The sequence below is a fragment of the Flavobacterium macrobrachii genome (assembly GCF_014486675.1).
Lineage (GTDB): Bacteria > Bacteroidota > Bacteroidia > Flavobacteriales > Flavobacteriaceae > Flavobacterium > Flavobacterium macrobrachii.
The window spans coordinates 40,120-59,236 of sequence record NZ_JACTAC010000002.1 but is presented as its reverse complement, the minus strand read 5'-3'; the positions used below and the strand labels follow the sequence as shown (position 1 = coordinate 59,236).

The window sequence follows — 19,117 nt, the reverse complement described above, 5'->3', positions numbered from 1 at the left end:
TTATGCGTTATGTTTTGCCATTTGTTTTTTGTAGAAAGATTTGAAATATCCAACTAATACAAAAATTGATATGAAAAGTATCGGTAGTATTAATTTCATTTTTCCGTTTATTGATTCTGTATTTTTAATGTTCAATACTTCTGAATTATTTTTGACTATTTTGTCTAAATTTACTAGCGAAATTCTATGTTGACCTTGTTCATACACAAGCTGATCCTTTGTTTTAATTACATCATTCAACTGAGAATTTTCATTGTAATAAACCAGTTTATCACTTTTTTGTGAACCGTTTACATTAGAAGAAAAGGCATTTAACACACCATTTATTTGTCCAATAATAGAATCATTCTCAGCCATTTTGATCTTAACATTATTCAGGTATTCTTTTTGAATAAGTGAATAATAGTCGGATTTATTTAAATAATTCAATATTGGCGATACAGTTTTTTCATAATCAGTCTCATTTAAAGTAACGAATTTTAACAAATGATAAGGATAATTTTTACTCGTTAAACTTTCACTTAGAACCTTTTTAATATCTCCATCTTCTGACATCAATTTAATTAATTCAAAGTTTTGTTCCTTGTTCTCTATAAACTTATAAACATCTGCAATAGGTTCAATTTCAATATCCTTGAATTTCTTTGTGTCTTTTATACCAACAACTTCCTTCAAGAAAATTGTGTCACTGTCTTTTATCTTTGATTCTAAAAGTTCAATCTTTGCATATAGATAGTCAACGCTACCAAAATTTGGTGTAACAACTATCTGATGTTCATATACTTTAGTTGTTTTATCTAGATAAAAACCAAGTCCAGCTCCAAGAACAAACAATATTCCAACCCAAATAATATTTCTTTTAAAGAATAAAATTACTCTGAAAATTTTAGTTGCTATTCCTTCAAAAAAATCGCCAATTTTTCTTGAAATCTGTGATAAATCAATTTCTTGATTGTCGTCATTTTGAGTGTTTGTACTCATAATTATTTGGTGTTAAAAATTTGTTCTAATATTTTAATCGTAATCAAATAAGTAGGTTTTACTCCAGTAGTTCCTAAACCTCCAGAAGCTAACGTACTTCCGGTTTCCAATGGATTATCTGAAGCATAATACGCATAACGAACTTTTACATTTTGCGGAATGCTTTTTCTGATTTTTGATGCCGATTGAATTGCCTTTTGATAATAAGCACCTTCCATTTCTAGTCCAATAACTTCCCATGTTGATTCGTGGAAAAACTTCAATAAATCTTTATTTTGAAGCGATGTTCCAAGAACTGTGACCATTGGTCCAGCAAAAACGGGAATATCATGTCCTTCAAACATTGAAGCTGTCAACTCATTTTCAAACGGATAATTATCAGCCGTTCCTTCATTGATGTGCGCTGATGGTATCATAATATCACCTTTTCCACCTTCAAGAATTCCTGCTTTACCCATGATTGAAACCGATTCTACATTTAAAAACGTTCTGTTTTTTCCATCTTTGAAAGGTTTTAACAATTCATCGATAGTTTCAAAAGCTTGCTCTCCAAATGCATAATCCATAACAATTAAAACCGGAGCTAATTTTCCAACTTTTGCTGATGGAAAAGCGGTTTTTTTCCAATCGAATTTTGCCGTATCAAAAATTTGAACATCAATATTGGTTCCCGATTCGTCTGGAATAGAAATCATTCCATTTAGCAAGGCAAAATCTTCAACTTTTTTGCGTAAATCCTTGTTAGATGAAGCGCTCAAATCTTCATAAATTTGATATTCTTCTTTTCCTTTATATTTTGCAGCTAAAACACTTGGCGCAAAAACAGAATTCATAACACTATGCATATTAGCACTGATTATATGAATTGGTCTATCGAGTAAATTGTTGTCTTTTAACTTATTTTTTATTGAATGCGCCCAAATTTCACCATGAATATGATGTCCTAAACGTTCTCTCAAAATTGGACTAAACGTAATTGTTCGTTTATTATTATCTACGATTTCTTCAATAGCAATTTTTCCTAACCAATAGATTACGTGCAAAAATCGATCTGGCTTTTCTGCAGTTCCAAATGCGTCATAAATATCCAAAACTTCCGAAAAACTTCTTCCTAAAACATTAGCAGCATGAGAAATTGCAATTTCTTTTTCTTTTTGCGAAAGCTTTTTATTTTGAAGAACGGCTTGCTCCAATTTTTGCCAATCACGCGTTACTTCTACTTCAATATCATCCAATAAAACTCTATCTTTAATTTTATGCGATTCAATAAAAATAAAAGTCAAATGCGTCAAAATATCATAAATATCTGAACGTCCACGAGTGATTTCAACATTCATTTGTTCTTCGTCAATTCGATAACAATTACGTCTTCTTTTTGGCGGAACAATTGCTTGAAAATGGGATTTTGAATAACCTTCGTCTGAAGTTAAATTGATGTAACGACATTCTTCAATACCAACAGGAAGTCGTTCTATAACATAAAGTAAACCGTTAAGTTCTACTTTTTCTTCGGCAATACTTCCATAAATTTCTGGTCGAAGAGAAAGCAATGCTTCTCTCAAAGTTTCACCCGAAACACCCATTGGTTTATAAAAACCTCTGTTGAATAAATGTCTCATGGTAATGTACAGTCGTTCAATAGCTGCTGACGACTCTTGCGCTCGTGAGCGCGAAATGTTCTTAATTTCTTTCATTAATTTTTATTTTCTAACCTGCAAATATACTGATTTTGCGGTTTAATTAGTTAGGATAAGGTTAATTGCTGGTTGATAAGCGTCAATTTTGGTCGTTATTCCTTTGGTTTCTGCTGTTTCTTTTATCCATTTTCCACCCGAAAACGTGTAGATAAAATCCCTGTCAATATAATTGTAAAGCAACAACGGATAATAGGTTCGCTTGGTTGTGGTTACTTTGGTATTTGGATCGGTGATGGTTTTTTCTTCTTTGTTACTTTCAATCATTAGTTTTTCAAAACCTACAAAAATTCCAGTTTTTGGGATTGCTAAATTGAATTTGGATACATTGATTTTATTGTTTCTTCCGCCTTTTTTGATGGTAACGATAAAATCTTTCTTCAAGAGTTTTTCTCCTGGTAATCCGTTTTCGTCCACTGCATAAAAATGAATTTTTAGTGTTGCTGTTTCGAGTTTGCTGTCGGTTAGAATTCTAACTTGTTTGATGTATCTTGTGCTTTTGTATTTTGGATTGTAGGGAAAATATTTAACGTCAATTTTTGGTCCGTTTTCAAAAGCTTGAAGAATGGCATTTTCTACTTGACCAATTTCTATTTCTTTTGTTTCTTTTTTATTGACAATGACAATTTCGTTGAGTTCGTTGGTTAGTGATTGCAAAACGACTTTTTTGGCTTCGGAAAGTTTTATTATTTTTTTCTCAAAACCCAAAATGTTGAATATCAAATTTTTGTTTCCGTCGTTGCTGTCGATGATGAAAGTTCCGTTTTCTTCGGATGTTGTTCCAATGTTTTCGCCTTCAACCCATATGTTGACATAAGGAATTTGTAGGTTGTTTTCGTCAACGACAATGCCTTTGGTTTGAGCGGAAAGCCAAATTGTTTTTAGAAAAAATAATACTATAAAAATGTTTATTTTCATTCCTTTTGTTTCTTTTTTAGCCCTGATTGAAGCAAGTATCCTTTTTGTCTTTTGACGATTTGCATCTCTCCCGAAACTTCGGGATGCCACGATGTGACAAAAAGATACTGCGAAAAGCGGGAAAATGGTTGGCAAAAATGCCCGAGCTTTTCGCTTCTAATTAGTAAAAAAATCTGCAATTTTTCTGTCGTTGCTCAATCTTGGTAATTTATTTTGTCCGCCGAGTTTACCAATGGATTTCATGTACTCTTGGAAACCGTTTTTCGGCACTTTTGTAATTACAAGTGTTCGCAACACGTTGCCAACAATCAAATCGTCGTAATAAACATTTTGTTTTCGCATGGCATTATCGATTTTCAAGGCAAATTCGTTCATGTTTTCGGGTTCGCTTTCAAATTCGATAAACCATTCGTGATACGGCAATCCTTGATTTGGATTGATTTGTGGCGCAACGGTAAATTCGTTGACGCTGATGGTTGTATTTTCCATCGCTTCTTTGAGCGCTGTTTCAACTTCTTTGCCGATAACGTGCTCGCCAAATGCCGAAATGTAATGCTTAATTCTGCCCGAAACGATAACGCGATATGGTTTCAAACTCGTGAATTGAACGGTATCGCCGATGTTGTAAGCCCAAAGTCCGGCGTTGGTAGAAAGTAACAAAACGTAGTTTACGCCAAGTTCGACTTCGCCAATGGTGTATCGTTTTGGATTGGTTGTAAAAAACTCATCTGATTTTACAAATTCGTAGAAAATTCCCGAATTTAAAAGCAGTAACATTCCTTTTTCTTTTTGCGAATCTTGATAGGCAAAAAATCCTTCGGAAGCTGGAAAAAGTTCAATTGAATCTACTTTTCGCCCGATGAGTTTTTCAAATTTGGCTCGATAGGGTTCATAATTTACACCACCGTAAATGAACAAATTGAAGTTTTTGAAAATTTCGCCAACGGGTTTTTCTCCTTTTTGTTCTAACTTTTCAAAATACATTTGCACCCAAGACGGAATTCCCGAAATGACGCTCATATCTTCGTTGAACGTTTCTTCGACAATCGCATCTACTTTGGTTTCCCAATCGTCAATACAATTGGTTTCCCAGCTTGGCATTCGGTTTTTTTGAAGGTATTTTGGAACAAAATGAGCTACAATTCCCGAAAGTCGCCCGAGTTTAATTCCGTTTTTGTCTTCTAAAATTGGACTTCCTTGCAGGAAAATCATTTTGCCATCAACAAAATCTGCTTTTCCAGTTTCGTATATGTAGCTTAAAATAGCATTTCGCGCTGCTTGAATGTGAAACGGCATTGATTCTTTGGTCAGCGGAATGTATTTTGCTCCCGATGTTGTTCCCGAAGTTTTGGCAAAATAAATTGGTTTTCCTTTCCAAAGTATGTTTTCTTCGCCTTTGACCATTCGGTCAATATAAGGTCGAAGTTCTTCGTAATCTCTTATTGGAACATGCTTGGCAAAGTCTTCAAAGGTTTTGATTTCGGAAAAATGATGGTCTTTTCCAAAAACGGTATCTTTTGCTTGATGAATTAATTCTTGGAAAACGTTGCGTTGGGTTTCCACAGGATTATTTGCCCAAGCTTGGGTTTTTTTATGGATATGTTTGGCAAATAATTGGGCTGCAAATGACTTAATCGACATAATTCTAAAGATTTGGGAAATTCTTTTTGATGGCTTTTTCAGTTGTATAAAATAAGAAAACACAAACCAGAATCGATAAGCCAATTCCAACGATTAACTGAACTTTTTCATCAGGATGAAATACCATTCCTAAAAACGAAATAGCAACCAAAAACAGTCCGCTTTGTATCATTTTAATGGACGAATACTTTTGAGAGAAATTCCAAACTTCTTGGTTTTTCATTGAATTTCCTGTTCGATATCCGTATAAATAATTGATATTTTTTGGCGGAAATCGTAGCATAATTAAAGCCGTAATGACAAAAATAATACCGATTAAAAAAGGCATAAAAAACAGATTTTCAATTATATATATTAAAATTGCTTCCATGTTATTCAAATTTTATAAAAATACTTGGATCGATTGGGAAACCATCTTTCCATAGTTCAAAATGCAGATGAATTCCGGTTGATTCGCTTCCGGTGGAACCGGCAAGTGCAATTACTTCTCCAGTTTTCACAGTATCGCCTTGACTTGCTGTTAATGATGCCGCGTGTTTATAAGCCGAAATAAATCCGTTATTATGACGAATGATAATTACATTTCCGGTTGACGGAGTCCAATCGGCAAAAATGACTGTTCCGCTAAGCGTAGCTTTTATCGGTGTGTTTTTTGCCAAAGCAACATCTACTGCAAAATGCTTGTTTTTTGGATTAAATTTTTCAGTTATAATTCCTTTTGCTGGCGCAAATAATACAATACTAACCTTTGGTTTTGCTTTTTCAAAAAGATTGTATTTGTCTTCTTGATTTACTGTTTCTCTGAGTTTTAATTCATCTTCAGATGCTTTTACATCAGTTTCTTCAACAGGTTGGATTGGTTCAACTAAAAGCGAGTCTTTACTGAATTTTGTGTAATCTAAATCGCCAGTTAATACTTTTTTGATAGATGCAATGTAGGCTTCATTTTTTTTCAATGCTAAAGCTAATGAATCAGATTTTAAAGCTAATTCAGTAGCGTCTTTTTTCAATTTTGATGAAGCATAACCTGGAATATATTCGCGAAGTGGTGTAAAAGCAATGATGAATGTAGTCACAAAAATAATCAGCAAAGCACCAACTGTTGCTACCACAAAAACATTCATTAAAGTTAATCGCAACGAAAAAATTTCTTCAAAAGTGTCTTCGTTCAAAATAACCAAACGGTTTTTTGTGAATAGCTTTTTCTTGATGATTTTTCGTTTCAGTCTTTTTTCAGACATGTTTTTTAGTATTGTTTTACAAATATAGAAATTAAATATTTTATAATTTAAACGTAGTTTCGGCACATTTATTATAGTTTTAAGACAAATACATTCATTTTCTTTTTACCTTTGTCTCATTATTCAAATAAAAATCAGCGAAAGCTTAAAAATTTATATCATGGGAAGATTTGGTATGACCGAAATAATCGTAATTTTAGTGATTGTTTTGTTGCTTTTTGGAGGTAAAAAAATTCCAGAATTAATGAAAGGTCTTGGAACTGGTATTAAGGAATTTAAAGACGCTTCAAAAGGTGAAGAAAAACAACCTGCAAATTCTAAAAAAGAAGAAGAATCTAAATAAATAGTAAATTCCAATTTTTAAAATTCCAAATTCCATTTGTAAACAATTGGAATTTGGAATTTTGTTTTTTACTTATTAAAGTATCATCGTCAACTGAATACGTTTTCGGTCTTCATCAACCTCAACTACTTTTACTTGAACGTGTTGGTGTAATTTTACCACTTCATTTACATCAGAAACAAATCCTTCTTTGAGTTGCGAAATATGAACCAAACCGCTTTCTTTTATTCCAATATCGACAAAGCAACCAAAAGCTGTAATGTTGTTGACAATTCCAGGTAAAATCATTCCCGTTTTTACATTTTTTATGGAAGTTACGCTTGGATCAAATTCAAAAACTTTTGCCGCTTTTCTTGGATCTAATCCTGGTTTTTCAAGTTCTTTTAGAATGTCTTTTATTCCCAAAATTCCAATTTCGTTGGTGATGTAATTTTCGGGTTTTATTAAGGCGATTTTTTCTTTGTTGGCGATTAATTCGTTTACAGAAATTTTCAAATCTTTAGCCATTTTTTCAACAATGGAATACGCTTCGGGATGAACTGCCGAATTATCTAACGGATTTTTTCCATCTTTTATTCGGATGAATGCTGCGGCTTGTTGGTATGCTTTTTCGCCCAAACGCGGCACTTCTTTGATTTGTTTTCTATCTTCAAAAGGTCCGTTTTCAGAACGATAAGCCACGATATTTTCCGCCATCTTCTCGCCTATTCCAGATACATAACTTAACAACGATTTGCTCGCCGTATTGATGTTTATTCCAACAGAATTCACGCAACGAACAACTACTGTATCTAATTCTTCTTTTAGCTTAGTTTGGTCAACATCGTGTTGATATTGTCCAACTCCAATGGATTTTGCATCGATTTTTACCAATTCTGCCAATGGATCGGAAAGTCGTCGTCCAATAGAAACCGAACCTCGAACGGTTACATCATAATTTGGAAATTCATCACGAGCAATTTTACTCGCTGAATAAACTGATGCGCCAGCTTCTGAAACTACAAAAACTTGAACTGGTTTATCGAAAGCAATTTTCTTGATGAAAAATTCAGTTTCGCGAGAAGCTGTTCCGTTTCCAATAGAAATGGCTTCAATGTTATATGCATTGACCATCGATTTTATTTTTTTCATCGCCATTGCACTTTCGTTTTGTGGAGCATGCGGATAAATAGTTTCGTTGTACAATAAATCGCCTTTTTCGTCCAAACACACAATTTTGCAACCGCTACGAAAACCTGGATCGATTGCCAAAATTCTTTTTTCTCCTAATGGTGGCGCGAGCAAAAGTTGCCCTAAATTATTTGCAAAAACATCGATGGCAGTTTTATCGGCTTTAGCTTTGGCTTCTTGCAACGTTTCGTTAGATATTGCTGGATGAAGTAATCGTTTATAACTGTCTTCAATTGCGAGTTGAACATGATTAATAGAAGGACTGTTTCCGTTTTTGATAACTAATTCATCAATTATATCATAAACTTCATCAAGATTGGTTTCAATTTTTAATTTTATAAAACCTTCATTTTCGGCACGTAGCATGGCTAACAATCGGTGCGATGGCGCTTTTGAAATAGGTTCAGACCAATCGAAATATTGTTTGAATTTTTGAGCTTCTTCTTCTTCCGATTTCTTTTTTACAACTTTGGTTTCAATGATTGCTTTTCTATTATATAATCTTCTCAAGCTTTTTCTAACGGCTATATTTTCGTTTACCCATTCGGCAATAATATCGCGCGCACCTTGCAAAGCTTCGTCTTCGTTGGTAACATTTTTATTCAAATATTTTGACGAAATGAAGTCGATATCGTCATTTGCTTGCGACATTATAATTTTTGCCAAAGTTTCTAATCCGTTTTCACGAGCAACATCGGCGCGTGTTTTTTTCTTCTTTTTATAAGGCAAATAGAAATCTTCAAGTTCTAGTAAATCAAATGATTTTTCAATTTTAGATTTCAATTCTAGCGAAAGTTGTCCTTGTTCTTCAATGGATATTAAAATGCTTTCTTTTCGTTTTACAATTTCGTCGTATTGCTTGGAAAGTTTGGCAATTTGCTCAATTATAACTTCGTCTAAATTTCCGGTTTGGTCTTTTCGGTAACGAGAAATAAACGGAATAGTGCAATCTTCGTTTAGTAAATTAATGGTATTTTCAATTCCTTTTATCGGAACATTGATTTGGTTTTGAATAAATTGTATGTTGGTCATACTTTGTTAAATTGTATTAAATACTGATTAGATTAATTTATCAGTCCATTGGAATAAGTTACTGCATCATATATATCAAATCCTATTTTCATGTAAAAAAGACCAAACGGTAAATTAATTAGAATTAAAAATAATGAAAATAGAATTGGTTTAATTTCATTTTTATTCCTGAAAATACTGATAATTAATACAAAAGATATAAACGTATTTATTGGTACAGCGATTAATAAAAAAAATAGACCTAAATAAATGATACCATGAAAATTTGTAAAATAATATGTAGTGATAATCAAAGAACTTAATAAAAAAGTAAAAAGAGCAATCTTTCTACTAATTAAAATTTGACTGTCAATATTATTTAAAAATTCTTTCATTTACGAACAAGCTATTTTATTTACTCGATTAGCATGTCTTCCGCCTTCAAAATCGGTAGTTAAAAATGTATCCACAATTTCAACAGCTTGTTGAATAGAAGTAAATCGTGCCGGAATACTTACTACGTTTGCATTGTTGTGTTGGCGAGCTAGCGCTGAAATTTCTTTTGTCCAACAAAGTGCGCAACGAATGCCTTGGTGTTTATTAGCAGTCATTGCAATACCGTTTCCAGAACCACAAATTACAATTCCTAAATCAGCTTTTCCTGTTTCAACATCAATTGCAACTGGATGGCCAAAATCTGGATAATCAACGCTATCGAAAGTATCGGTTCCGTGATTTAAAATTTCGTATCCTTTGGATTGTAAATAGTTAACAATGGCGATTTTATAATCTGGTCCAGCATGATCGTTTCCAATAGAGATTTTCATTGTATTTTGTGTGTTGTTTTATGTTACAAATTTAGGTAAAGTATTGGTTTATTTTTATGTTTATTCTAACTACTTGATAATTAAAATATAATAAAAAATTATCGTTGTTTATTTTTTATAACTATCTCAAAATCATTAAATAAAATTTATAATAAATGTTAAAATTATAGTATGTTAATAGTGTTTTGTAATTATCTGATATTCAGTTAACCTTAATTTAACATCAATTGTTAACAACTTTGGATAGAAAATTAGAAGTTTTTTTTGGTTGTATTTCTTTTTTTTCTAATCAAAAATTGAATTAAAAAAATCAAATTTAGTTTCGCTTTTTTTTGGAAAATTTATCAGCATTTTCAACATGGTTTTCAACAGAAATTAACAACTAAACTTATTATCATTTTCACTATTTTTTCATATGTTAACAACTGTTAATAAAAACTAAAATTTAATTCATTTTTAGAACTTTACAATTTATTTACATTGTTAATTTCTGTTTATAACTATAGATAACTTTTAAAAGATGTATTTTCTAAAAAAGTTATTGTAACTATTAACACACTATAATAACCATCATTTTTTTTAAATTTTTTAAAATTATTTTTTGTTGTTTTTAATATATGTTGACAACTTTTAAATTTTAGTAAAAATGAATTTTTATTTTACACAATTTCTAAATTAGAATTGAGGTTATCTAATATCATTTGAACCATTTCTATATCGTTGGGATGAATTTTTAGTTTAATTCCACCAAAAGCAATGCTTGCAAAAGGATCAACAGAAATAATCGTTTCATTTTCGAAGTAATGAACAATACCTTCGTTTTCTAAAATAGATTTCAGAACTACAATTTCTTGTGGAAAATTAAATACTGCAATCGTGATGAAATTCTTCATTTTATGATTTTTTATAAAGGTAATAAATGTTATTTTTTAATTAAAACTAATCATTAATTACAATTTACTAATTACTATTTCGTAATTTTCAGCAATATTAGAAAAGATATAATGAGTAAGAAACCAAAAAAATTTGGAAAAAAAGAGAAAACATTTTCCGAAAAGATATTTAAAATATTATCAAAAAATGCCAATAAACCATTCAATTACAAACAAATAGCTGCTATTCTTGAAGTCGATGATACTAAAAGTAGAAACGAAATTATTAAAGATTTAAAAATCCTTGCAGCTCAAAAGTTGATTATTGAATCCGAACCTGGAAAGTATTTAGTTAAAGCATCTAGCCAGCAATATTATGAAGGTGTTGTTGATATGACTTCTAGAAAAGCAGGATATTTTGTTTGTGATGAATTAGAGAATGATGTTTATATTCCGTTTATAAATTTGAATCATGCTTTAGATGGCGATAAAGTGAAAGCCTATGTTTATAATAGAAGAAGTTCTAGAAAACCAGAAGCAGAAGTAATTGAAATTATTGAAAGACATAAAACAGAGTTTGTTGGTGTTATTGATATTCAAAAGAATTTTGGATTTGTCACGACTGCCAATGCTAAAATGTACACTGATATTTTTATTCCAAAAAATAAATTAGCCGATGCTCAACACGGTGATGTTGTATTAGTAAAACTAGAAGATTGGCCAGCAAAAGCCGATTCTCCTTTTGGTTCCGTTATTAAAGTTCTAGGAAAACCAGGCGAACATAACACTGAAATTCATGCGATTCTAGCCGAATATGGTTTGCCTTATGATTTTCCTATTGAAGTTGATGCTTATGCTAATAAATTAGACACTTCAATTACTGCTGATGAAATAGCAAAACGTCGTGACATGCGCGATGTATTAACATTTACTATTGATCCAAAAGATGCAAAAGATTTTGATGATGCATTATCGTTTCAAGTTTTAGACAACGGAAATTTTGAAATTGGTGTTCATATTGCCGATGTTTCTCATTATTTACAAGAAGGAACAATTTTGGATGATGAAGCGTATAACAGAGCAACTTCAGTATATTTAGTGGATAGAGTTGTTCCAATGTTACCGGAAGTTTTATCAAATTTTGCTTGTTCACTTCGTCCACATGAAGAAAAATATACATTTTCAGCTATTTTTGAATTAACTCCAAAAGCAGAAGTTGTCAATCAATGGTTTGGTCGAACCGTGATTTATTCGGATCAACGATTTGCTTATGAAGAAGCACAGCAAATTATTGAAACTAAAACAGATGTAATTCCGGCTGAAATTTCTCTTACCGGAAAGGAATATCAAGTTCCAAAACCAATCGTTGAAGCAACTTTAAAATTAGACGAATTAGCTAAAATTCTTCGTAGAAAAAGAATGGCAGCTGGCGCAATTTCGTTTGATAAAGTAGAAGTAAAATTCAATTTAAATGAAGAAGCTGAACCTGTTGGCGTTTTCTTTAAAGTTTCTAAAGATGCTAATCATTTGATTGAAGAATTTATGCTTTTAGCCAATCGAAAAGTAGCTGAATTTATTGGAAAACAAAAGAAGACTTTTGTGTATAGAATTCACGATGAACCTAATGAAGATAAATTGATAAACCTTCAAACAGTTATTTCGAAATTTGGTTATTCAATCAATATGAAATCCAAACAAGATATTTCAAAATCATTAAACAATTTATTGAATGAGGTAAATGGTAAAAAAGAACAAAATTTAGTCGATACGTTAACCATTCGAAGTATGAGTAAAGCAAAATATTCAACTGAAAATATTGGTCATTATGGATTAGCTTTTGATTATTATAGTCATTTCACATCGCCAATTCGAAGATATCCCGATGTAATGGTGCATCGATTATTGCAATTTTATTTAGATGGAGGAAAATCTGCCGATGCTGAAATTTACGAAGAAAAATGTGCTCATTCAAGCGATATGGAAGGTTTAGCTGCACAAGCCGAAAGAGATTCTGTGAAATACATGCAAGTTAAATACATGCAAGATCACAAAGACCAGGAATTTTTAGGCGTAATTTCAGGTGTAACCGAATGGGGAATTTATGTAGAAATTATCGAAAATAAATGCGAAGGAATGGTTCGAATTCGTGAAATAAAAGAAGATTATTATGTTTTTGATGAAAAGCAGTATGCATTGGTTGGACAAGTTTCTAAAGGTTTACTACAACTTGGAGATGAAGTTTATGTAAAAGTAAAAACTGCCGATTTGGTTAAAAAACAATTGGATTTTCACTTTATTAGAAGAAATGAATAGGTATATTTTTGTCATTCTGAGCGCAGTCGAAGTGCTTTATAAAATTCAAAATTTATGAAAAAGTTAGTTTATAGTTTATTAGTATTCAGTTCATTAACATTTGGACAAACAGAAAAAAATGTAGGTGATTTTACTAAAGTAACTTCATTTGATCAAATAGACGTTTTCTTAGTAAAAAGCAACGAAAATAAAGCTGTAATCGATGGAAAAGCAGCAAACGAAGTGGAATTTGTAAATAAAAATGGTGAATTAAAAATAAGAATGCCATTGAGTAAAATGCTAAAAGGAGATGATATTTCGGTAACGCTTTATTATAAAAATATCGACGCAGTTGAAGCTAATGAAGGTTCAAGAATTGCCTGTGGCGATGAAATAAAAACCGTAGCATTTGACATAAAAGTAAAAGAAGGTTCAGAAGTTAAATTGAAACTAGATGTTCAAAAATTAACCGCCAGAGTGGCGAACGGTTCAAAAATTGAAGTCTCAGGAAATGCTGTAAATCAAGATGTTTTAGCCAATTCTGGAGGAATTTATGAAGGTAAAGATTTAAAGACAAATCAAACCACTATTACTGCAAATGCTGGCGGTGAAGCGGATATTTTTGCAAGCGATTTTGTTGATGCAAAAGTTCGTGCTGGTGGCGATATTACTATTTATGGTAAGCCAAAACAAATCAATCAAAAAGTTGTTGCTGGCGGAAATATAAGCGAAGCAAAATAAGATAACTAAAGAGTAATTAGTGATTAGTAAATAGTTTTTTTATTTTTATTTTTACATTAAATTTGCTATTTACTAACTACTTTTTACAAATTACTAAAAAACAATCACTTGATATTAAACGATATTTTATCTGCCATTCCGCTTGGTTTCCTTCTAAGTTTTATGATTGGACCAGTTTTTTTTGTATTACTAGAAACAAGTGTCGTTAAAGGATTTAGAGCAGCAGTTGTTTTTGATTTAGGCGTTGTTGTTGCTGATATTGTTTTTATTTTAATTGCTTTTTTCAGTAGTTATCGATTAATACAAAGTATAAAAGATGATCCTGCATTATTCATTTTTGGTGGATTAGTAATGCTTACTTATGGAATTATTTCATTTGTAAAAAACAAAAAAGAATCCAAGAAAAGTTTAGATGAAATTGATCCAAAAGAACTCGCTAAAACCAATTATTTTTCACTTTTTATTAAAGGTTTCTTCCTGAATTTTATCAATATTGGTGTACTTGGATTTTGGTTGGCAATTCTAATTACAATTGGTCCACAGTTAGAGTTAAAAGCATCACGAATGATTACTTTTTTCTCCACATTAATTGTTAGTTATTTTATTACTGATATTTTTAAAATATTATTAGCTAAACAATTACGTAATAAACTAAACCCAAAAAACATTCTTTTAATCAAAAAATTTATCAGTATTGTTTTGATTATTTGTGGTGTAGTTTTACTATCACAAGCTTGGTTTCCACAAGAAAGAAAGATTGTAAATTCTGCTTTTGAACAATTAGAAAAAGAAGACTAATTCTTTAATTTTTTCTAAAAATTTACAATAAAAAAAACCTCCTAATTTCTTAGAAGGTTTTTGAGGCATCGTCCGGATTCGAACCGGAGTATACGGTTTTGCAGACCGGTGCCTAGCCGCTCGGCCACGATGCCAGTTGGACGGCAAATATATAAAACAATTAATAATTTATAATTAAAAATTAAAAATTAATTTCGATATTCTTCCATTTCAATTGTAACCGCTTCAACATCACCGCCAATTGGTGGATTTAGTTTTGAAACCGCTAATAGAATTCTAGAAACAGAAGGTATTTCATCAAAAATCCTTTTTATAATTCGATGTGCAACATGTTCTAATAATTTAGAGCGAATTGCCATTTCTTCTTCCACTATCCTATTTAGAAGCACATAATCAACCGTATCTTTTAACTCATCTGATAAAGAAGATTTCCTCAAATCAGTTTTAATTTCCAAATCAACTCGATAGTCAGAACCTATCTTTGCCTCTTCTACCAAACAACCGTGAAATGAAAAAGTTCGTATATTTTGTAATTTTATTGTTCCCATATTTTTTGTTTTCAGTCTCAGTTTTCAGTCTCAGTTGCAAGTTTATAAAAGAAAACTATAAACTGTAAACCGAAAACTCCAAACTTTTTTATCTTTGCTAAAATTACAAAATATCTATGTCAACAGAAGAAAAATCACTGAATTTCTTAGAACAAATTATCGAGGAAGATTTGAAAAATGGTTTATCAAAAGATAAGCTTCGTTTTCGTTTTCCGCCGGAACCAAATGGTTATTTGCATGTTGGTCATGCAAGTGCAATTTGTTTAAATTTTGGATTAGGAATTGATTATCAGTCGCCAGTAAATTTACGTTTTGACGATACCAATCCAGCCAAAGAAGAACAGGAATATGTTGATGCTATCAAAAAAGATATTGAATGGTTGGGTTATCAATGGGCAAATGAATGTTATGCTTCTGATTATTTCCAACAATTGTATGATTGGGCTGTTGAGTTTATCAAAAAAGGTAAAGCCTATGTTGACAGTCAATCTTCTGAAGAAATGGCAAAACAAAAAGGAACACCAACTCAAGTTGGAACCAATTCTCCTTATAGAAATCGTTCGGTTGAAGAAAATTTAGACCTTTTTGAACGTATGAAAAACGGCGAATTTGAAGAAGGAACACATATTCTTCGTGCTAAAATTGACATGTCACATAACAATATGTTGATGCGTGATCCAATCATGTATCGTATTTTGAAAAAACAACATCATCGTACAGGAAATGATTGGTGTATTTATCCAATGTACGATTGGGCACATGGTGAAAGTGATTATTTAGAGCAAATTTCACACTCGTTTTGTACACTAGAATTTTTGCCTCACAGAGAATTATACGATTGGTTTTTAGACCAAGTTTATGACGAAACAAAAGTGCGTCCAAAGCAAAGAGAATTTGCTCGAAGAAACCTTTCTCATACTGTAGTTTCTAAACGAAAATTATTGCAATTAGTTGAAGAAAAGCATGTTAATGGTTGGGATGATCCGCGAATGAGTACCATTTCAGGAATGCGTCGCCGTGGTTATCCGCCAATGGCAATTCGTAATTTTGCTAAAACTATTGGTATTGCAAAACGAACCAACTTGATTGATGTTTCACTTTTGGAGTTTTGCGTTCGCGAAGAATTGAACAAAACCGCACCACGAGTTATGGCAGTTTTAAATCCAGTAAAATTAGTAATTACCAATTATCCTAATGGAAAAGAAGAATGGCTTGAAGCCGAAAATAATCCGGAAGAAGAAGTAATGACATATAGAAAAGTGCCTTTTTCCAAGGAATTATACATCGAAAGAGAAGATTTTCAAGAAGAAGCTAATAAGAAATTTTTCCGTTTAACATTAGGAACAGAAGTACGTTTAAAAAATGCGTATATTATTAAAGGAGAAAGTGTTATAAAAGATGAAAACGGAACTATTACTGAAATTCACTGTACGTATGATACCGATTCTCGCAGCGGAAGTGGAACAGAAGCTTCTCAACGAAAAGTAAAAGGAACAATTCATTGGGTTTCTATTAATCATGCTATTTCTGCTGAAGTTCGCAGTTATGACCGATTATTTTCTAATGAAAGTCCGGATGGAAATAAAGAAATCGACTTTAAAGAGTTCATCAATCCAAATTCTTTAGAAATCATTACTGGATATGTTGAACCAAGTTTACAATCAGCAAAAAATTTAGACCAATTTCAATTTCAACGTTTAGGTTATTTTTGTGTTGATAAAGACTCATCTCCTTCCAACTTAGTTTTTAATAAAACAGTTGGCTTGAGAGACACTTGGGCAAAAGTGGAAAGTAAAGAATAAAAATCAAACTATAAGTTTTATAAATCAAAATCCCGAAACACTTCGGGATTTTTCTATTATTATAAAAAGTTATTAATAATTTAAAATTAATTAGTTTTTATTATCAAAAACGACCTTCATATTTTGTTTTTAATTCATTTTTAAAAATTGCTAAAGTGTTTTTACATAAATTATAAAAACTCCTTTTATTTCGCTTTAAAAACGTTTTTTGTTTCTTTAACCTGATATTAACACTAATTGCCATTTTTTTGTCGTATATTTAATAAAATTAAAAATATAGAAATTATGGCAAGTAAAAGTAGTGAAAGTATTTTGGCACTTTTGGCTGGTGCAGCAATTGGGGTTGGAATTGGAATTTTGTTTGCTCCTGATAAAGGCTCAAATACGAGAGATAAAATAAAAAACAGTTTTGACGATTTGAAAGATGGTGTAAAATCTAAGTTTGGTTCTTTTGAAGAAGAAGACAAAGAGAAGTTTTCACAATCTAAAGATGAATTGAAAGAAACAGTAGAAAGTTTGCTTTCGCAATCAAGTTATAAAGCCGAAGAAGCCATTACATTTTTGGAAGAAAAACTGGCGGAGCTTAAAAAACAAAACGCTAAACTTCAAAAATAATGGCTTTTGAAGAACTAAAAGAAAATGTTGACAGCATTCAAGAAAATGCTAAAGCCTATTTAGAAAGTAGTATTTCTTACTATAAACTTTGGGGTTTTAAAGTAGCAATGAAATCAACAACAATGATTCTCAAGTTTTTCTTGATAAGCATTTGTTTGATGATTTTTTTACTCTTTATTTCTATCGCTGGAGCAATTGCATTAGGAGAAATGATGGATAGCTATTCAATTGGTTTTCTGATTATTGCTGGAATATATTTGGTCTTAGCATTACTTTTATTTTTAGTAAAAGACAAAATTGTTGAAGGTCCAATTTTGGAAAAATTCTCTGAAATATTTTTTAACGACTAAATTATGGAAACAAAAAAATATTCTTCTTATGCCGAAATAGAACGCGATTTGGAAATTCTAAACCTCGAAAAAGAACTTTATTATCAAAAAATGAAGTTGAGTTTTGATAAAACTAAAGAAAGTTTGGTTCCTTCTAAATCCGTTTCGTTCGTTGGCGATTTATATCAAAAAGTATTTTCCGGAACGTATGGTACTATTTTTAAGATGTTAATTCCTTATGTAATAAATTGGTTAATAAACAGAAAAAGAGGCAATTAAGCCTCTTTTTTTATTGAAATAAAATGAATTAAACTTCATCTTCAGGGTTTGAAGTATCACTTGGATTAAAATCAGTTGAAGTGTGATCGTTTTTAGATTTAACACGTTTTGGTTGATTTTTCATCGTTTCACCAATTTGATTACTTGCTGTGAAACTGGCTACCATATTGTTTAACATATCGCTTCCAGCTTGAGGTGAGTTTGGTAATAAAATCAAATTAGAATTTGTATCGGCTCCAATCGCTTGTAATGTATCGTAATGTTGCGTCACTACGATTAATGCCGAAGCTTCTTGAGAATTGATTCCAACTGAATTTAAAACTTCAACACTTTCTACTAATCCACGAGCAATTTCTCTTCTTTGGTCAGCAATACCTTGACCTTGAAGTTTTTTACTTTCGGCTTCGGCTTTTGCTTTGGCAACAATTCTAATTCTTTGTGCTTCCGATTCAAATTCAGCAGCTGTTTTTTCTCTATCAGCAGCATTAATTCTGTTCATCGCATTTTTTACTTGAATATCAGGATCAATATCAGTTACTAAAGTATTGATTATGTCATATCCATAGGATAACATTGCTTCATTCAATTCGCGTTTTACAGCAACAGCAATATCATCTTTTCTAACGAATACATCATCCAAAATTAATTTAGGAACTTCAGCACGAACTACGTCAAATACATAAGAAGTGATTTGGTCATGCGGATATTCTAGTTTATAAAATGCTTCGTAAACTTTCTCTTGAATAACTTTAAACTGTACTGAAACTTTCATTTTGATAAACACGTTATCTTTTGTTTTGGTTTCGATAACAACATCAAGCTGTTGAATTCTTAAATTAACTCTTCCTGAAATACTATCGATAACAGGAATTTTAAGTTGTAAACCTGAGTTTCGAATACTATGAAATTTTCCAAAACGCTCAACAACAACCGAACTTTGTTGCTTTACTGTAAAGAATGAAGCAAATAATAAAAACAGCCCGAAGACCATAAAGACAATAAAAATCACCATATT

The 19,117-nt window shown here is 31.5% G+C and carries 20 protein-coding genes and 1 tRNA gene; 8 read left to right on the top strand and 13 right to left on the bottom strand.

Going from position 1 to position 19,117, the window contains the following annotated elements:
- From IAI56_RS00915 to IAI56_RS00890, 6 genes are all read right to left on the bottom strand, one after another.
- A complete protein-coding gene (locus tag IAI56_RS00915; protein WP_187656084.1) occupies positions 1 to 981 on the bottom strand; it encodes a hypothetical protein in 981 nt (326 codons plus the stop codon).
- 2 nt (positions 982 to 983) lie between these two features.
- On the bottom strand, positions 984 to 2,675 hold the full coding sequence (locus tag IAI56_RS00910; RefSeq protein WP_187656083.1) for a DUF6909 family protein: 1,692 nt from the start codon (positions 2,673 to 2,675) through the stop codon (positions 984 to 986).
- Between the two features lie 42 nt (positions 2,676 to 2,717).
- Positions 2,718 to 3,593: a carboxypeptidase-like regulatory domain-containing protein gene (locus IAI56_RS00905; protein ID WP_187656082.1), complete on the bottom strand. Its 876-nt coding sequence runs from the start codon at positions 3,591 to 3,593 to the stop codon at positions 2,718 to 2,720.
- Positions 3,594 to 3,749: 156 nt separating this feature from the next.
- On the bottom strand, positions 3,750 to 5,234 hold the full coding sequence (locus tag IAI56_RS00900) for a GH3 auxin-responsive promoter family protein (RefSeq protein WP_187656081.1): 1,485 nt from the start codon (positions 5,232 to 5,234) through the stop codon (positions 3,750 to 3,752).
- A gap of 4 nt (positions 5,235 to 5,238) precedes the next feature.
- Positions 5,239 to 5,604 (bottom strand): SdpI family protein, encoded by a 366-nt coding sequence (locus IAI56_RS00895; RefSeq protein ID WP_187656080.1) that lies wholly within the window; start codon positions 5,602 to 5,604, stop codon positions 5,239 to 5,241.
- A gap of 1 nt (position 5,605) precedes the next feature.
- Positions 5,606 to 6,475: a M23 family metallopeptidase gene (locus IAI56_RS00890; protein ID WP_187656079.1), complete on the bottom strand. Its 870-nt coding sequence runs from the start codon at positions 6,473 to 6,475 to the stop codon at positions 5,606 to 5,608.
- A gap of 160 nt (positions 6,476 to 6,635) precedes the next feature.
- On the opposite strand from IAI56_RS00890, the gene tatA reads away from it, so the two are divergent.
- Positions 6,636 to 6,818, top strand: coding sequence for a twin-arginine translocase TatA/TatE family subunit (gene tatA / locus IAI56_RS00885; RefSeq protein WP_169524505.1), 183 nt, complete (start codon positions 6,636 to 6,638; stop codon positions 6,816 to 6,818).
- Positions 6,819 to 6,893: 75 nt separating this feature from the next.
- On the opposite strand, the gene IAI56_RS00880 is transcribed toward tatA, so the two are convergent.
- From IAI56_RS00880 to IAI56_RS00865, 4 genes are all read right to left on the bottom strand, one after another.
- Entirely contained in the window at positions 6,894 to 9,020 is a 2,127-nt protein-coding gene (locus IAI56_RS00880) for a Tex family protein (RefSeq protein ID WP_187656078.1), read from the bottom strand.
- 32 nt (positions 9,021 to 9,052) lie between these two features.
- The gene (locus tag IAI56_RS00875) at positions 9,053 to 9,394 is read right to left on the bottom strand and encodes a hypothetical protein (protein ID WP_187656077.1); all 342 of its coding nucleotides are present in this window, start codon (positions 9,392 to 9,394) and stop codon (positions 9,053 to 9,055) included.
- The gene (rpiB, locus tag IAI56_RS00870) at positions 9,395 to 9,826 is read right to left on the bottom strand and encodes a ribose 5-phosphate isomerase B (protein ID WP_187656076.1); all 432 of its coding nucleotides are present in this window, start codon (positions 9,824 to 9,826) and stop codon (positions 9,395 to 9,397) included. It lies immediately after the preceding gene.
- 659 nt (positions 9,827 to 10,485) lie between these two features.
- On the bottom strand, positions 10,486 to 10,719 hold the full coding sequence (locus tag IAI56_RS00865) for a DUF2007 domain-containing protein (RefSeq protein ID WP_187656075.1): 234 nt from the start codon (positions 10,717 to 10,719) through the stop codon (positions 10,486 to 10,488).
- 111 nt (positions 10,720 to 10,830) lie between these two features.
- On the opposite strand from IAI56_RS00865, the gene rnr reads away from it, so the two are divergent.
- The 3 genes from rnr (at position 10,831) to IAI56_RS00850 (ending at position 14,529) form a co-directional block, all read left to right on the top strand.
- Positions 10,831 to 13,011 (top strand): ribonuclease R, encoded by a 2,181-nt coding sequence (rnr, locus tag IAI56_RS00860; RefSeq protein WP_187656074.1) that lies wholly within the window; start codon positions 10,831 to 10,833, stop codon positions 13,009 to 13,011.
- 54 nt (positions 13,012 to 13,065) lie between these two features.
- Entirely contained in the window at positions 13,066 to 13,731 is a 666-nt protein-coding gene (locus IAI56_RS00855; protein WP_187656073.1) for a head GIN domain-containing protein, read from the top strand.
- Positions 13,732 to 13,842: 111 nt separating this feature from the next.
- Complete coding sequence (locus IAI56_RS00850) at positions 13,843 to 14,529, top strand: LysE family translocator (protein ID WP_187656149.1); 687 nt, start codon at positions 13,843 to 13,845, stop codon at positions 14,527 to 14,529.
- A gap of 63 nt (positions 14,530 to 14,592) precedes the next feature.
- Here IAI56_RS00850 and IAI56_RS00845 read toward each other — a convergent pair.
- Both IAI56_RS00845 and folB read right to left on the bottom strand, forming a co-directional pair.
- Positions 14,593 to 14,663: transfer RNA gene (locus IAI56_RS00845), tRNA-Cys, on the bottom strand.
- 54 nt (positions 14,664 to 14,717) lie between these two features.
- On the bottom strand, positions 14,718 to 15,077 hold the full coding sequence (folB, locus tag IAI56_RS00840) for a dihydroneopterin aldolase (protein WP_133532349.1): 360 nt from the start codon (positions 15,075 to 15,077) through the stop codon (positions 14,718 to 14,720).
- Positions 15,078 to 15,193: 116 nt separating this feature from the next.
- Between folB and IAI56_RS00835 the strand changes: the two genes are divergently transcribed.
- The 4 genes from IAI56_RS00835 to IAI56_RS00820 all read left to right on the top strand — a co-directional run bounded on the left by IAI56_RS00835 (position 15,194) and on the right by IAI56_RS00820 (position 18,102).
- The gene (locus IAI56_RS00835; RefSeq protein ID WP_187656072.1) at positions 15,194 to 16,879 is read left to right on the top strand and encodes a glutamine--tRNA ligase/YqeY domain fusion protein; all 1,686 of its coding nucleotides are present in this window, start codon (positions 15,194 to 15,196) and stop codon (positions 16,877 to 16,879) included.
- A 285-nt stretch (positions 16,880 to 17,164) separates the two neighbouring features.
- Positions 17,165 to 17,494 carry a YtxH domain-containing protein gene (locus tag IAI56_RS00830; protein WP_187656071.1) on the top strand — a complete coding sequence of 110 codons (330 nt, stop codon included), beginning with the start codon at positions 17,165 to 17,167 and terminating at the stop codon, positions 17,492 to 17,494.
- Positions 17,494 to 17,844 carry a competence protein gene (locus tag IAI56_RS00825; RefSeq protein ID WP_133532352.1) on the top strand — a complete coding sequence of 117 codons (351 nt, stop codon included), beginning with the start codon at positions 17,494 to 17,496 and terminating at the stop codon, positions 17,842 to 17,844. Before IAI56_RS00830 ends, IAI56_RS00825 begins: the two co-directional genes overlap by 1 nt.
- A gap of 3 nt (positions 17,845 to 17,847) precedes the next feature.
- A complete protein-coding gene (locus tag IAI56_RS00820) occupies positions 17,848 to 18,102 on the top strand; it encodes a DUF6327 family protein (RefSeq protein WP_133532353.1) in 255 nt (84 codons plus the stop codon).
- Positions 18,103 to 18,130: 28 nt separating this feature from the next.
- Here the strand turns inward: IAI56_RS00820 and IAI56_RS00815 are convergent, their stop codons facing one another.
- Positions 18,131 to 19,114 (bottom strand): SPFH domain-containing protein, encoded by a 984-nt coding sequence (locus IAI56_RS00815; RefSeq protein WP_187656070.1) that lies wholly within the window; start codon positions 19,112 to 19,114, stop codon positions 18,131 to 18,133.
- Between the last annotated feature and the right edge of the window lie 3 nt (positions 19,115 to 19,117).